Source organism: Micromonospora sp. CPCC 205739 (genome assembly GCF_036906795.1).
In the GTDB taxonomy this organism is placed as follows: domain Bacteria; phylum Actinomycetota; class Actinomycetes; order Mycobacteriales; family Micromonosporaceae; genus Micromonospora.
The window spans coordinates 147,891-162,822 of the sequence record NZ_JBAKHS010000011.1 but is presented as its reverse complement, the minus strand read 5'-3'; the positions used below and the strand labels follow the sequence as shown (position 1 = coordinate 162,822).

The following is a 14,932-nucleotide window of genomic DNA, read 5'->3' as shown; positions in this document are numbered from 1 at the left end:
GCGCCTCGGCGGCGACGACGGCCGTACCCGCGGCGAGCGACCGAGCGCCCTGAGATGCGGTCGTCACGGTGCGCCCGGCGACTGGCGGTGGCGGGACCCGTACTGCCCGGTTGGTGGCCGATGTAGTCATCAGAATTTCACGTCGGTGTGGGCCGTGCTGCGGCCCACACCGACGCGCTCTACTCGATGGTGTGGAGCGCGCCTTCGGCGAGCACGTGCGCCGCCTTGATGCCGTCCGGCACACCGGGAGCCTTCAGCCACTCCGGCTCCAGCCGATCTGCCCAGCCGACGATCTCCGTCGCGAGTGCAAGCGCCCGCTCGTCGCGGCCGTGCACGATTTCTAGGGCGAGCCGCAGGTACGCGCCCTGCTGCGTCCCGTCGAGCTCGGCGGCCAGGGCGGCGATCCCGTCGGCGGCCCGCACCCCGTGGCCAGGATGTTGTGCGGCGAGGACGGCGAGCACGAATCGGATCCCCTGCGGCTCGGCGTCCCACCGGTCCAGCAGCACTGGAACCTGGTCGCCGACGGTCCGGAAGACCTCCTCCGTCCAGGCGCCCGGCTGGAGCGGCTCCCCCTCGTCCTGGGCAAGCTCGGCGAACCCGACCAGGTTGTCGTTGCGGCGGCCACCGGCGACCATCAGCCACAGATAGAGATCGCGCCGCTGCGGCGCCGGCACCACGTCAGCGACGATCAGCTCCGTCAGGAACGGCAGCGCCGGGGCAGTGGCCTCGTAGCAGTCGCCCTGGTGCAGTAGGTTGTCGCCGAACAGCTCGTCGAGGACCCCGTCCCATTCCTGCGTCCCGCCCGCCAACTCGCGCAGCAGGTCGGGCACGTCGTCGGCGGAGCCGTGCGCGTGCTCCAGATCGGCCCACGGCACGTCGTCGAGCCCGGTCAGCTCCGCGGTCCCGGGCGCGGAGAAGTCCGGCGTGAGCGCCAAGGGCTCCAGGGGCGGCGCCGGGACGACGGTGACCTCCGGGACCGGTGGACGCGCCTTGGCGCCGATCACCTCGATCGGGGCGGTCCAGGTGCGATACTCGGCGATCCGGCTGACGTCGAACCGGCTGCCACCACTGGGCCGTCCGCAGTGCGCTCGCGCGATCGCCGCCGCTTCACGGCTCACCGCCTCGATCTGTCGGTGGCCCACGGTGTCGACCGGATAGGGGCCCTCGTCGAGCGCCATCACCAGCCAGCCGCCGTCCGGGTGCGGGCGGGCGAGGACGCGCGGGAACCCGTACGCCGCGAGCTCCTCAGCCGACGCCTGTGCGGCTGCCTCGTCCGGCACGACGAAGTCGTGCATTCCCGCCATCGCGCTCCAGCCCGCCACGTGCGCGTCTCCGTCCTGCCGCCGTTGCTTCTCCCTGCCAGCCTGCCAGTTCGGCCGTCCCGGTACGCCCGGCGGTCCCCGATTACAAGCCTCGGCGGTCGCGTTCAGAGCCATCAAGATCGATCTTTGAGCTACCCCACCCCAGTTGACGAGCTGCTCGACCGCAGACGTCCGTCTCCGCTCGCCTCGGTCGTCACCCGGTCAGTCACTCAGTCGACAGACAGGCGTCCGCCTCTCCTTGTCTGCGTAGGTTCTAATGGCCTCGTGCCTAAGCCCTCCGCCCCTTCACTTCTCTACTACCTGCGGTTCCCCTTGTGGCTCTTCATGTTGCCCGTGCTGCTGTTCGCCGGTCTTCCTGCCTTGATGTTGGCTGGTCAGGGCGACTTTGGCGCAGCTGCACTGATCTTGGCCAGCAACGTCTACGCGGTCATCCTCGGCCGCCTGCTCCTCGCTAAAACCCTTCTCGCGAAGGGGAGGGTGAAGCCCGAGGACTTGGCCTGACGGCTTCACCAGTTCGTCCCCCGCGTGCGCTTGCTAGCCATCCCGGAGTGCCCGAGGACCTCGCCGGAGGCACCGCCCTTGCAAGGAGGAACTCCCAAGCCCCGGATCTGCCAGCAACTGAGGCGGCCCGGGGCTTCTTCGCATGTCGCGCCGCCGACGGGGCGCTACCGCTGGCCGCCGGGAGCAAAGCGGCAAGGCATTCGTGGCTTCACTTGATGCGTGACACGATGCCCTGGCTCGTTGGCTACCCGCTGTCGCGGGGCGGCCGGAGAGACTGGCGCATCCGCTTCTGCGAGAAGCGGACGCGGGGACTGCGCACGAGGGCGTCTTGGCGGGTTCGACTCCGGAGCGCTACGAGCGCCACGTGCGAATGTCGCGCGGTTGAGGGAGGTTTCGCTGCGGTCCGTTACAGCGCCGTCCGTCCCGGCGAAGCGATCACGAGTGGGCCCCGACGTCCCAGCGCCCACACCGTGAGCGCGAAGCAGCAGAGCGCCGTTCCCGCGATCGTGACAGCTGTCCAGCCGCCCGCGGACCAGAGCGCGGCCGCGGCGGCGGAGCCGATAGCAGCGCCGATGAAGTTGCCGGTGCCCAGCGCCGTGTTGAGCCGGCTGCGGGCCTCGTGGGAAAGAGCGAACAGCCGCGCCCGGTTGAGGAGGGCCTGCGTCTGGAGAGCAACATCGATCATGATGATCACGATGATGATAAGTGCGACGGACCGGCCGGCGAACGCCGCGACGACGAAGGCGCCGAGGGCCAGTACCCAGGCCGCGCCGGTGGCCGGGAGCGACCAACCGCGGTCGTGCAGACGACCGCCGTGCAGTCCGGAAAGGACACTAGCGAGGCCAGCCAACCCGAACAACCCGATCACCGCTACCGGGTACCGGAACGGTGGGCCGCTGAGCAGGAACGTCAGCGCCGTCCAGAACAGCGAGAACGCGGCGAACCCTGTGGCGGCCAGGACCAGCGTCCATCGGGCCGCCCGCTCGCGCATGACCACCGCGCCGACCGAGGCGATAAGCTGCGGGTACGGCATGCGCGTCCGCGGTGCCATCGGTGGAATAGCGCGATAGAGCAGGACCGCGAGCAGGACGGCGACGACCGCGGCGAGGGCAAAGATCGCACGCCACCCGGCGGCATCGGCGACGAACCCGCTGATCGTGCGGGAGGCCAGGATACCGGTGAGGGTCCCGGACCCGACGGCGCCGACAACCCGGCCACGGTGGGCGTCGCCAGCCAGGTCCCCGGCGAGCGGTGTGAGGACCTGCCCGGAAATCGTCGTCACGCCGAGCACGCCGAGTGCGAGGAGGAGTACGCCGATCGACGGCGCCAGCGCGCACAGCAGCAGTGCGGCGGCCGAGGTCAGCAGCATCACCGGAACGAACCGGCGGCGGTCGAGGACGTCGCCGAGCGGCACGAGCAGCAGCACGCCGACGGCGTACCCGACCTGCGTCGCTGTGACGAGCCAGCCGGCCGTCGCGGTCGCGGCGCGCAGGTCGCCTGCAATGAAGCTGAGTAGCGGCTGCGCCCAGTACAGGTTGCCGATGGCCACTCCCGCCGCCACTGCGAACAGGAACGTCAGCCGGCGGCTCATCTCCGACGGCGGTGCCATGCGGTCTGCTGCCATCCCTGCCACGCTAAGGCGCCGGATCAAGGCGCGGGGCCCAGCGAGGGCCTTCGCGTGGCGGGGTCGCACCCGCCGAGATGTCCACATCTCGGCCGGCACCCCCCTTCAGGCGTGCCCGGACGGGTCAACACGGCAGGCAACGACATTCCCGCTGGGTCGCAGTAGGGCACCACGCTGTCTTGGCGATCGCGCGGGTATGGCTCGTCGCGTTCGCCGGCCAGCGGGCGACGCCGTTGCCTTGGCATGATCGGGTGCGCACATCTGCCGCTGACCGCGCGCCTCTGACGGGCCGTCGAGTCCGCCCGGCTGAGTAGCACTCGATGTAACAACGGCAGCACATCGCGCGGAAACCCGTAACGCGTCAAGTGGAACCAATGTGTCACGCATCAAGCGCAGCCCAGCTCTGCCATCCGCACAGCGTGGACGTCGACACGCCGCCCGGCCGACAAGCCGAACAGCGTGTCAACCAACACCGTGAACGTTTGTGGTCAGGGCACTAGATCATACGGCGCCGTACCCGCCACACCAACACACCGATCAGGACCGCCGCGACGGCGATGAACAGGGCCGCCTCGATGAGCTGGAAGGTCCAGAACCGGTCGGCCGGGTGGTAGACCCCGAACTGCTGGATGCCCCGCGCGTGCAGGAACTGGTTGAGGTTGGTGCCGGCCCGGTTGGCGGCGCCCTCGAGCTCGTAGTACTCGGTCCAGCTCAGCCTGCGCCCGGTGGCGTCTGCGTAGCCGTGTTCGATCATCCAGTCAGCGAAGCTGGGCACGGGCCGGTGCCCCGCCTGGTCCTTCGAGCCGCCGACGGGGACCGGCTCCATGGTGGTGAGCGGCGTGGCGTACGCGGGACGGGCCAACAGCGCCACCGGCATCCGGGCGGCGAGGAACGCCCCGAACGCGACGCCGAACGCGGGCAGGCTGCGCCGCAGGATCGCCCCCGCGGCGGTGGCGACGCCGAACGCGAACAGCGCGTACGCCACCGGAACAAGTCCCTCCACGTCGAAGGCGTCGTACTGGAACCGCCCTTCCCACGCGTCGAATGGCTGACGGAACCAGGTGAGCACCGCGGTGAACATCCCGGTGAGCGTGACGGTGACGCTGGCCAGTGCCGCGAGCTTGGCCGCCAGCCAGCGCATCCGCGGCACGGCCTGCGTCCAGGCGAGCTGCCAGGTGCCGTCCTCCAGTTCGCGCGCGAGCAGCGGCGCACCGAGGAACGCACCGATGACGACGGGGACCAGATAGAAGCCCGCCAGGAGGTTCTCGACGTACCCGTACTCCTCGTCGAGCCGGCGGAAGGAGGCCGCGCAGGCCGCGTTGATACCGGCCTCTCCCGCACACCGGGCGGGACCGCCGGGGAACAGGTCGTGGGCCTGCGTCCCGAGCACGAGCAGGGCAATGCCGAACATGCCGACAAGCAAACCCAGGACGCAGACCTCGGTCCGGTGCTGGCGCCAGATCAACCACGTCATGCCGCCACCCCCGACGTGACTGCGGCGCTCGGCTCGGACGGCCGGCGCAGGTACGCCAGCACCAGGTCCTCCAGCGCGACCGGCTGGGCCTGCCACCCAGGCGCGGCCGGGATCGCGCCGTCGCGTACCAGCAGGGTCGTGTGCCGGTCGCTGTGGACGGCCTCCACGACGGCGCCGGCCCGGTCGAGGTCGGTGGCCGTGCGCGGGCCGACGAGCAGCCGGTGCTCGGCGAGGAGGGTGTCGATGTCACCGGTGAGCGTGACCCGGCCGTGGTTAAGCACGACCAGGTGGTCGCAGACGCGCTCCAGCTCGTGCACGACGTGGGAGGAGAACAGGACGGTCACCCCGCCTTCGGCCACCGCGCCCATGAGGACCTGCAGGAACTCGTGCCGGGCCAGCGGGTCGAGGCTGGCCACCGGCTCGTCGAGGACAAGCAGGTCCGGCCGCTTCGCCAGGGCCAGAGCCAACGCGACCTGGGCCTGCTGCCCGCCGGAGAGCGTACCGGCCTTGCGGTCGAGCGGGATGCCCAGCTTCGCCAGCCGGCGCTCGGCCAGCCCCTGGTCGAACCGCAGGTTGCAGGCCCGGCCGAAGCGGAGCATCTCGGCGACGGTGAAGCGCTTGTACAGCGGGTGGTCCTGGGCCAGGAACCCGACCCGGGACAGAGTTTGCGGGGTGCTCGCGGTGACGTCGTGGCCGAGGACCTCCACCGTGCCGGTGCTCGGTGCCAGCAACCCGACGACCAGGCGCAGCAGCGTGGTCTTGCCCGCGCCGTTCGGCCCGACCAGGGCGATCACGCCGCCCGCCGGCAGGGCCAGGGTGCAGTCGCGCAGCGCCCAGCCCCTCCGGTACCGCTTGCCCACACCGTCGGTGCGCAGCGCGAACTCGGTCCCTGTCACGCCACGTCCTCATTCCTCGTCTGCTGGTGGACGGAAGTAAAAAGCGCGTTGACCGCCTGCTCGTCGAGGCCGGCCGCGTAGGCGCGGCGCAACCAGGTCGCCAGGCCGCGGCGCAGCGACGTGTACGTCGATGCCGACATCGCGGCCGACTGCTGTTCATTGACGAACGTGCCCTGGCCGGGCCGGCCGGTGACCAGGTTCTCCTGCTCCATCTGCCGGTACGCCTTGGCGACGGTGTTCGGATTGATCGCCAGGTCCTCGACCACCTCGCGGATGAGCGGGAGGCGGTCACCGGGTTGGAGGAAGCCCAGCAGCACCGCCTGGCGGACCTGCTGGACGAGTTGCAGGTACGGCGGCACGCCGGAGTGGGTGTCGAGCCGGAAGACGAACACGGTAGCCCCTTGCTGCTTTACTAGTGCCATAGTAAAGCAGCAAGTTGGCGGTCAAGAGAGCCGACGCGCCCGCACGACCGCAGCCAGGGCAGCCGGCTGCGAGCGTCGTACGGTCCTGGCACCCTCGGTTCATGATTCGAGGGACGTTGATTTGCGAGAGCCTGCGCCCGGATGCTGATCTCAGGGTGACGGGGGTGAGCATCACCCGGGTCAGGCGGGAGGACGTATCGGGCTCGGCGTCGGAAGTACAGCCACCGGTATGGACCCTTCTCGACTTTGAAGCGGCGGATGAGGTGGCCGATGAGCTTTCTCAGGCTCTCGCCCAGTCGCTGGCGAGCGATGGCGGCTGGTACACGGACTTCACCGTCGGCGGTGACCGTGTGGTGGTTTTCGCTAACCGGATCTTCCGGTACCGCCGAGACGACCACGCAAGTCGGGATGAGGCCACCGAATATGGCAGGACAGTGGGTGTTCCCGAGCACCAGTTGGACTGGGGCGACTGAGCGTGGACGGGGTTACGGCGGGTTGACGTGCCGGCACCCGGTGCTACTTGGCGAGTCGCGTACGCCAGCGCGGCCTTCGCGCCGGATCGCTGGACTCGGCTTCGAGAAGCTGACGGTCTTCCTGCCGCTGATGTGGGTCAGCCCACCGGCCCTCGATCGCGCCGGGCCGCTGTGCCGGTCACCCCGAATCCGCTGAGCGGCACAGCACGGCCTTTGCCGTCCACGATGGCCCGGATTCGCTGACTCCAACGGGTGGCGGAAGCCTGCGGCGATCCCGCCGGAGGCCGACGAGCAGGCTCCTCCATCCCCACCGGCCTCCCCACCAGGCCGTCAAAAACAGCCAGGGGCCATCAGTTCCCTTGGGCGGAAGTGGCACGCAGAGCTTCCGCCTCCGGCATGAGTCGCCGTCCTCGGCGGTGCCAGGAGACACCACGAGCGTCACCAGCGGACGGCGCTCCGCGAGCTGTGGCGGATCGTTCCCGTCCCTGTCACCCCTTGAGGAGAGAAAGGCATGCCCACCGCTCGACCTGCATCGGCCCGGCGGCGCCGTCGGCCGCGACGCCCAGGCCATGTTCCGCCCCGCCGCCCCGTTCTTCTTCGGCTGGCTGGAGCACACCCGATCCGCCTCATGGACGTTGACACGAGCAGCGAGACTGACGGCGTGGATGCCTGGGTGACCCTTATCGCGGCCGTTTCTGGTGCTGGGATTGCGATCTTGGGACAACACGTGATTCGGCGAGGTGAGAGCAACGCTAGGCTGGCCGAGCTCATGCTCGAGCAGTGCGCTCGACTCTTGTCAATGTCCGAGGATTTCCGGAATCGAGTGTGGGAGGAACGAGAGCTAGGGCTTCCCGGACGTGTGGACGGCTGGGACCTCGGCGAGTTTCGGCTAGCCGCAGCACGGCTGCGCATCCTCAGCACCGAGTATTCTCGTCCGTGACCGTCCGCCCCTGCTCGCCAGCTTGGCTGCTTGGATGGCTGCTCCTCCCGCTAAGCCATGAGCCGCCTCGACCGCCACGGAGAATCAGCAGCTGGGAACCAGGCGTCGTTAGCGAGCCTCACCCACGCCGTCGAGACCGTCGCCGGTCGCGGTAGGGCCGGTCCTTGATCATCCGCCCTGACGGTTCGATGCAGTGTACGCCAACTTGGGCACCCTCAAGGCAGTGGCCAACTTCGCTCCCCCGGCCCTCAGGGTAAGGGCTGGCGTGAGCTAGGGCCGCCAACTCGATCAGAACCTCGGCCAGGTCGGAGGGCTCCGCCTGTCCGCAGAACTCTTCGATCAGCGGCCAGGCCGCCTACCGGCGGATTGTGCGTGTGCCGCCCGTCGTCTTCCCTCTATCTGACCGGTGATGAGGACGGCAGCGGCGTCGAGCCGCTCCCGCTCATTGGGGGTGAGTGCCGGATCGTTGCGCCGCATCGCTACGGCTTGGTCCAGCACGGTCAGCAGGTTGCCGCCGACGCAGTCGATGAAGGCGTCCAGCAGCATTGCGGCTGGCGATGCCAGAGGGTGCGCCTGCTCGACGGCCACTTGGGCAAGGATGACCGCGGAGAGCGCGACATCGAGGTCTGCTGGTCCCTCGGTGGCGTTGCGCCAGTCGATGACGACCGGCCCCCGCGACGTCAGCATGACGTTCTCCGGGTGCAGGTCGAGGTGCAGGATCCGGACGTCCTCGCACTCGCTGAGCCGGGGCGGCAATGCGTGGAGTCGGTGATGCAGATCTGCCAGACAGCTGGCGGCTTGCCTGGCATGGAGCTCACCGGCGAGGAGCGCCGACAGCATGGTTGGCCCGTCCAGTCGTTCCATGACGAGATCGGCCCCGCGCGCCTGATACACCCTGGGCACAGGGAAACCATGACTCGCCACGTAGGCCATGACTGCCGCCTCAGCCGTCACGTCTCCACCCTCGCGGTAGCGGCGCAGGACACGCCGATCGTCGAGGGCGAAGACGTCAGCATCTCGGCCCGACGCCAGAGGAGCCGGATCCACCACGCCGCGACAGTAACGGAAGCAGCCACCCGCGTAGTGCCCGCCGCCGGCGCTCTTGAGCTTCTGCCGCCTCCGGTCCCGGCCGCGCCCGGCGGCCAGTCGGACCACCTATGCGACTACGGGTTACGTACCACCCGGCACGGGCAGCGGAGCCCGAGCGGCCTCACCGATGTCGTGGGCATCTTCCACCAGGACCGGCCGGTCACCAGTAGTTGTTGAGGGCGGCGACGGCGGCGGTGGCGTCGCCGAGGTCGTAGCGGTCGACCGCCACGAAGTTCGGCTTCTTGCGAGCCGCCGGCTGGCAGAATCGCTGCGCCCGGTTGAGCAGTCGGCTGTTGTCCGCCGCAGCGGTAACCGGCACCGGGGCGTCCCGGAAGTGGTTCATCACGAACAACGGTCGGAACGCGGAGCCGTCGCCGAGGGTGAGCGGCAACTCGGGCCACCGGCTCACGCAGGTCCAGTCGCTCTGGCCGATTCCCGCTCCCATGGACCAGTAGTTCTCCACCGTCCACTCGCGCTGGTAGAGCACCCCGAAGGTGTCCCGGGTAAGGCCACCCGCCTGGTCGTCCTCCCGCCGACGGTCGGAGAAGATCAGCAGTCGCCGGTCGCGATCACGCAGTTCGCGCAGCCGTGGCCAGCCGGCGGCGTGGACGCCCTCCAGGTCCGGCCGGTACAGCAGGTCGGTCAAGCCGGATACGCGGGCCAGCTCGGCTCGGAGCACCGGGGCGTTGACGTAGTCCTCGAGGAACACGGTCACGAATTCACGCGGGTTGCGTCGCAGGAAGTCCACGATCCGTTGCAGGTCGACCCAGAGCGCCACTGGCCGGGACACCAGAAAGCAGCTGTTGTGGCAGAGGATGGCGCCGTCGCGGGTCTGGTGGATGTCGAGCTGGAAGCCGCGTACCCCGTCGGCGAGCTGCCGCTCGATGCCTCGCGCCTGGTTCGGAAGGAGGTTGACCAGCGGTGGGGCGAAGCCGCCGTCGAGCCCGTTGGCGTACGCGTTGTGTGCGGTCAAGAAGGTCACCTGGTCGAGGCGACGCTCGTCCTCGGGCGGCAGCGGGCGGGTCACCGGCTCGACCGGGGTGAGGTACCAGCTCGCCCCGGGCGGCTCCAGGGTCAGCCCCGCCCGCCCCGGAACAGCGGTAAGGACACGGCCGGTCCCGGGCTCGCCGATGGCGTACCTCTCGGGTCCGGTGGCGGTGACGATCCACCGGGCGGCCGGTTCGGCGCAGCCGACTGCCACGGCTGCGGCGTCCCGACGGCCCAGGCACCATCCCGGGGCGACGGTGTTCTCCAGCAGGTGCCCCTCGGCCGTGGTGCGCAGTCGCCATTGCTGCCGATCCTCGTCGCCGCGCGGGGACCGCTGCACGACGACGCCGGCGTGCTCCGCCGCGTTCAGCCCGGTGACGACGCTCTGCACGTAGTACTGCCCATCGGGCACGGGCACGGCGTCTGTGGCCGCGGCGGGTGCCGCTGCGCCGATGACGCAGCCAAGGACGACCGCTGTCGTAGTCGCCAGGTTTCGACGTCCTGCCATCTGGGCCTCCCGCAGCGCGCCGAAACCGACATCGATCGCTCGGCGTCTATGCTAAGAGAGGCTTGTGAACAGATGTCAATCCGCTATGGCCGGACCGGACGGTCCTGGCGAACGCGGCGAGTAGGACGGATGAGATGGCCCTGCCCCGCGTGCATGCCCGCTATCCGTCGATTGTGCCGCGGCTGCCCTTCCTGCCGCTGGGTGCCGGCCCGACCGGCGTGCGTCGGATCGACCAGAACGATCTGTGGATCAAGGATGACAGCCGGTACGGCCATCTGTACGGCGGGAACAAGGTGCGCAAGCTCGAATGGAGTCTGGCGGATCTCTTGCGGCGGCGGTGCCGTGTAGTGGTGACCGGGGGCGGTACGGGTAGCCACCATGCGGTAGCGGTGGCCCGCTACGCCACCGCCGCCGGAATACCAGCCCACATCGTCGCGGTCGAGCAGCCCTACGACCAACATGTCGAAGCGCAGATGGCGGCGGTGCGGGCGGCCGGCGCGACGATGTACCGCGTCGACAGCGTGGCGGCGGCGTACGCGACGGCAGGTCGTCTCCTGGTCGGCGCGGCCGTGACCGGGCGGCGTCCGGGCCTGTTACCGGTTGGCGGATCCAACCCACACGGCTGCCTGGGCTTCGTCGAGGCGGCCTTCGAACTCGCCGAGCAGGTCGCCGCCGGAACGCTGCCTGCTCCGCGGCGGATCGTCGTGCCGGTCGGCTCGGGTGGCACCGCCGCCGGCCTGATCCTCGGGGTGGCGCTGGCCGGGCTACCCACCGAGGTGGTGGGAATCCTCGTCAACGACAAGACTCGCGTGGGCCCGACGCAGGTTCGCCGGATGGCCACGGCGACGGCTGCACTGCTGCGCCGCCACGGTGCGCCCGTTCCGGACCCGGTTTCCCTCGCGCCCTTGCAGGTGCGCCGCGAGTGGCTGGGGCCCGGGTACGGGACACCCTCGGCGGCCAGCGTCGACGCGGCACAATGGCTCCAGCACCACACCGGTCTGGTCGCCGACCCGGTGTACACCGCCAAGGCGGCAGCGGCTCTTCGTGAGTTGTGCCGTGGACGTGTGGTGGAGGGGCCGACGCTCTACTGGCACACCGCACCCGCCGCTACCCGATCTCCTGCCTGACAGGCCGGAAACGGGCGACGGGTCACGCAGGCGGCACGCAGAGCCGACACGCCCTAGGTAGGCGAAGCCGACGCGGCTGGCGGTGCAGGTACGACGGTGCTCGAGCTCTCGCGCCGAGAAGCTTCAGTGGCCGCGCCGGGGAGCGGCCGAGCTACTCGGCCGAGCAACGCCGGGCCTGACCGCTACGGGTCTGCAGCAACCGAGGGGCGGGACCGCGGCGGCAAGACGCCGGAACTGGTTTCGCCAGCTGGCGGCTACCTCGAAGCTTCGGCGAAACGCGCCGGCGGAAGTGCTGGTTGTTGCGCGTCGGCCGGTCGCGGCGATGTCCATTGCAAGGGCTACCACCTCCGGCATGACGCAGGCATGATCCAACCCCCAGAGGAGCTTCCATGCGTATCCGTCCACCTCTCGCGGTCGGGGCGGCCTTCGCCCTCGTGTTGACGCTCAGTCCGTCGGTTGCTTCGGCCGTCGTGGATGTCGGGTCGCCTCCGGGCGTTGATCGGATCGACGTGCGCCGTGCGCCGGGATCAGTGCGGCCCACCGACGCGCAACTCGCCGCGGTGCGCGAGTTGGTCGCGGCTGCGGGCGCGGGCACGCGGGTCAGCTGGGACGGGCGGTTCGGCACGCCCCGCACGATCCGCAAGGACGGCGGATGGCTCACCGGCCCGCGCTCGGGCAAGCCGGTCGAGGTGGCGCGGTCCTTCATCGACGCCAACCGGGAGACGTTCGGCCTGTCCACGACGGACGTCGCGGAGCTGACGGTCGTTCGTGACCACGAGCTAGTCGGCACTGGCACCCACGTGGTCAACTTCGCGCAGACGTACGCCGGCCTGCCGGCGGTGCGCGGCGGTCGGCTGGGAGTGACGGTCGCCAAGGACGGACGAGTTCTCTCCTACGCCGGCACGTCGGCCCGCAGCGGCGGGCTGGTCGCCGCGCACACGCGGTCAGCGGGCCAGGCGTTGCAGGGGGTGGTCGGCCGGCTCGCCGCCGGTATCGGCTACACCGCGCAGCCGACCGGGCAACGCGCCGGCTTCCAGGTCTTCGCGAAGGGGCCCTTCGCGGGTGACTCCTACGTGCAGAAGGGTGCCTTCCCGACCCGTGACGGCGTCCGACCGGCCTACCGGGTGCTCTTCGTCAAGGCGCTGGACCAGGCGTGGGACGTCGTTGTCGACGCGGCGACCGGTGAGACGCTGTACCAGGCCTCCCTGGTAGCGCACGACGCCGAAGGCACCGTCTACGAGAACCACCCCGGCGCTCCGGCCGGCGGTACCCCGGTCATCAAGTCGTTCGGGCCGACCGCCCAGTCACCGTCGGGATACGTCGACCCCAGCGGGCTGGCCGGCGTCCCCGGGCCGACGACCGTCGGCAACAACGCGAACACGTACGCCAACTACTCGAACTTCCTGGTCCCCGCCGACCAGGCACCGCGCCCGGTAAGCCCGACCGCCCAGTTCAACTACGCGTACGCGGCCAACTGGGCGCGCAGCAACGGGCAGACGGTGCCGCCGAGCTACGCCCAGGACCTCGATCCGGCGGCGACCAACCTGTTCTGGCACCACAACCGCATCCACGACGAGTTCCGAGCCCTCGGCTTTACCGAATCGGGCGGGAACTTCCAGACCACCAACGGCGCCAACGGCGGTCAGGGCGGCGACCCCATCCTCGGGCTGGTCCACGCCGGCGCGGTGACCGGCGGCGCACCCACCTACACCGGCCGGGACAACGCCTACATGCTCACCCTGCCCGACGGCATCCCGGCGTGGAGCGGCATGTTCCTGTGGGAGCCGATCAACGACACGTTCGAGGGGCCGTACGCCGACGGCAACTTCGACGCCTCCGTCATCGAGCACGAGTACGCGCACGGGCTGTCCAACCGCTACGTCAGCGCCGAGGACAACGCCCTGACCACCCACCAGGCCGGTTCCATGGGCGAGGGCTGGGGCGACTGGTACGCGCTGAACTACCTCTACGGCAAGAAGCTCGCCACCACCGCCGTGGTCGGGCAGCACGTCACCGGCAACAGCCAGCGTGGCATCCGGAACTGGAGCTACGACCAGAACCCCACCGGCTTCGGTGACATCGGCTACGACCTCGGCGGCGCCGAGGTCCACTCCGACGGCGAGATCTGGACGACGATCCTGTGGGCCATGCGCAAGGGTCTCGTCGCCCGCTACGGCGAAGCTGCCGGCGGTGACATGGCCGCACGGCTCGTCACCGACGCGATGCCGCTGTCCCCGGCCGACCCCTCCTTCATCGACATGCGCGACGCGATCCGCACCGCGCTGGACAACCGCTACCACAGCAGGTCGGACTACACCGCGATCGTGGACGTGGTCTACGGCGCCTTCGCCAAGCGCGGCCTGGGCCTGCACGCCGCCAGCAACGGCAGCGACGACATCGACCCCATCCCGTCCTACGAGCACGTCAACCCGGCCCGCAACGGCACCCTGACCGGCACCGTCGTCAACGCCGCCACCGGCAAACCTGTCCCCGGCGCCCGCATCATCATCGGCGTCTTCGAAGCGCGGGTCACTGCGCTGCGGACGTCGTCCACGGACGGCGGTTTCTCCGCACCGGTGACCGCCGGCACCTACCCGGTGACGATCGCCGCCGAGGGATTCGGCTCCCGAACTTTCCCAGCCGTGAAGATCACCGCCGGTAAGACCTCCGCCCTGCGATTCGCGCTGGCACCCAACCTGGCGTCCGCCGCCAACGGCGCCACCGTCGTCTCGGCCACGGCGACCGGTGCCGCACGGCTGATCGACGACACCGAGGCAAGTAGCTGGAAGGCCCCTGCGGACACCGGCAACGCCGTGATCAAACTAGCCGCACCGGCGCAGATCTCCTCGGTCCAGGTCAGCGCGTTCACCACCTCCCGATTCGAGGGCCTGCGCGGGTTCACCCTGCAGACCTCCACCGACGGGACGAACTGGCAGACCGTCCTGACCCGGGCGGACGCATTCGGCTACCAGACGCCCCGCCCCACCGCACCCGACCTGCACTACAAGCAGTTCACGCTGTCGAAGCCGGTGCAGGCCCAGTACGTGCGGTTCTGGACCGACACCGCGCTCGGCGAGACGAAGAGCGACGTGCAGACCGCTGAGCTGCAGGTCTTCTCGCAGACCGCCACCGGGGTGGAGCCGCTGCCCCCGTCGCCGCCGGACGCCCCGGTGACCGAAACCGGGTTGATCGTCACCGGCAACCCGACCACCGGCACGGCCGACGACACCACCGGTGTGACCGCCACCGCGTTCAAGTCCACCTGCGCGGTGCCCGCGGCACCAGCGCAGGGCGCGGACGGCTGGGTCACGAAACTGCCGGACAGCTTCGGCGACGGAGCCCACCGGGTACAGGTACGCGGCGACACCGTCACCCCGTACGACTTCGACCTGTACTTCTACGACGAGTCGTGCACCCTGCTCGGCTCCGCGGCGTCGGAGGCCGCCGACGAGTCCGGCACGATCCCGAGCGGGACACGCTACGTCCTCACCCATCTGTGGCTAGGCGCCGCGGTGCCGTTCACCCTCACCGCGACGGACACGAGGTGATGCAGACCCACCGACCGCCGG

The 14,932-nt window shown here is 69.9% G+C and carries 11 protein-coding genes; 4 read left to right on the top strand and 7 right to left on the bottom strand.

Annotated elements, in window-relative coordinates; translation table 11 throughout:
- Window positions 1-179: 179 nt before the first annotated feature.
- Window positions 180-1,436 carry a hypothetical protein gene (locus tag V6U88_RS18465; protein ID WP_334454603.1) on the bottom strand — a complete coding sequence of 419 codons (1,257 nt, stop codon included), beginning with the start codon at window positions 1,434-1,436 and terminating at the stop codon, window positions 180-182.
- A gap of 219 nt (window positions 1,437-1,655) precedes the next feature.
- Here V6U88_RS18465 and V6U88_RS18460 point away from each other — a divergent pair, with 219 nt between their 5' ends.
- Window positions 1,656-1,823, top strand: coding sequence for a hypothetical protein (locus V6U88_RS18460; RefSeq protein WP_334454601.1), 168 nt, complete (start codon window positions 1,656-1,658; stop codon window positions 1,821-1,823).
- Window positions 1,824-2,229: 406 nt separating this feature from the next.
- Here the strand turns inward: V6U88_RS18460 and V6U88_RS18455 are convergent, their stop codons facing one another.
- The 4 genes from V6U88_RS18455 to V6U88_RS18440 form a co-directional block, all read right to left on the bottom strand.
- Window positions 2,230-3,447 carry an MFS transporter gene (locus V6U88_RS18455; RefSeq protein WP_334454600.1) on the bottom strand — a complete coding sequence of 406 codons (1,218 nt, stop codon included), beginning with the start codon at window positions 3,445-3,447 and terminating at the stop codon, window positions 2,230-2,232.
- 496 nt (window positions 3,448-3,943) lie between these two features.
- The gene (locus tag V6U88_RS18450; protein ID WP_334454599.1) at window positions 3,944-4,921 is read right to left on the bottom strand and encodes an ABC transporter permease subunit; all 978 of its coding nucleotides are present in this window, start codon (window positions 4,919-4,921) and stop codon (window positions 3,944-3,946) included.
- Window positions 4,918-5,817, bottom strand: a complete 900-nt coding sequence (locus V6U88_RS18445) for an ABC transporter ATP-binding protein (protein ID WP_334454598.1) — start codon at window positions 5,815-5,817, stop codon at window positions 4,918-4,920. The genes V6U88_RS18450 and V6U88_RS18445 overlap by 4 nt, the downstream gene beginning before the upstream one ends.
- The gene (locus V6U88_RS18440) at window positions 5,814-6,209 is read right to left on the bottom strand and encodes a GntR family transcriptional regulator (RefSeq protein WP_053656509.1); all 396 of its coding nucleotides are present in this window, start codon (window positions 6,207-6,209) and stop codon (window positions 5,814-5,816) included. The genes V6U88_RS18445 and V6U88_RS18440 overlap by 4 nt, the downstream gene beginning before the upstream one ends.
- 194 nt (window positions 6,210-6,403) lie before the next feature.
- Here V6U88_RS18440 and V6U88_RS18435 point away from each other — a divergent pair, with 194 nt between their 5' ends.
- A complete protein-coding gene (locus V6U88_RS18435) occupies window positions 6,404-6,712 on the top strand; it encodes a hypothetical protein (RefSeq protein ID WP_334454591.1) in 309 nt (102 codons plus the stop codon).
- 1,279 nt (window positions 6,713-7,991) lie between these two features.
- On the opposite strand, the gene V6U88_RS18430 is transcribed toward V6U88_RS18435, so the two are convergent.
- Entirely contained in the window at window positions 7,992-8,702 is a 711-nt protein-coding gene (locus V6U88_RS18430) for a phosphotransferase (protein ID WP_334454590.1), read from the bottom strand.
- A gap of 199 nt (window positions 8,703-8,901) precedes the next feature.
- Complete coding sequence (locus V6U88_RS18425; protein WP_334454589.1) at window positions 8,902-10,140, bottom strand: PI-PLC domain-containing protein; 1,239 nt, start codon at window positions 10,138-10,140, stop codon at window positions 8,902-8,904.
- 230 nt (window positions 10,141-10,370) lie between these two features.
- Between V6U88_RS18425 and V6U88_RS18420 the strand changes: the two genes are divergently transcribed.
- Window positions 10,371-11,363 (top strand): 1-aminocyclopropane-1-carboxylate deaminase/D-cysteine desulfhydrase, encoded by a 993-nt coding sequence (locus V6U88_RS18420; RefSeq protein ID WP_334454587.1) that lies wholly within the window; start codon window positions 10,371-10,373, stop codon window positions 11,361-11,363.
- A 530-nt stretch (window positions 11,364-11,893) separates the two neighbouring features.
- Window positions 11,894-14,911, top strand: a complete 3,018-nt coding sequence (locus V6U88_RS18415; protein WP_334454585.1) for a M36 family metallopeptidase — start codon at window positions 11,894-11,896, stop codon at window positions 14,909-14,911.
- The last annotated feature ends 21 nt before the right edge of the window (window positions 14,912-14,932 follow it).

Coding starts and splice junctions, on each gene's coding strand:
- V6U88_RS18465 (WP_334454603.1), bottom strand. CDS start 1,436: ATGGCTCTGAACGCGACCGCCGAGGCTTGTAATCGGGGACCGCCGGGC.
- V6U88_RS18450 (WP_334454599.1), bottom strand. CDS start 4,921: ATGACGTGGTTGATCTGGCGCCAGCACCGGACCGAGGTCTGCGTCCTG.
- V6U88_RS18455 (WP_334454600.1), bottom strand. CDS start 3,447: ATGGCAGCAGACCGCATGGCACCGCCGTCGGAGATGAGCCGCCGGCTG.
- V6U88_RS18420 (WP_334454587.1), top strand. CDS start 10,371: ATGGCCCTGCCCCGCGTGCATGCCCGCTATCCGTCGATTGTGCCGCGG.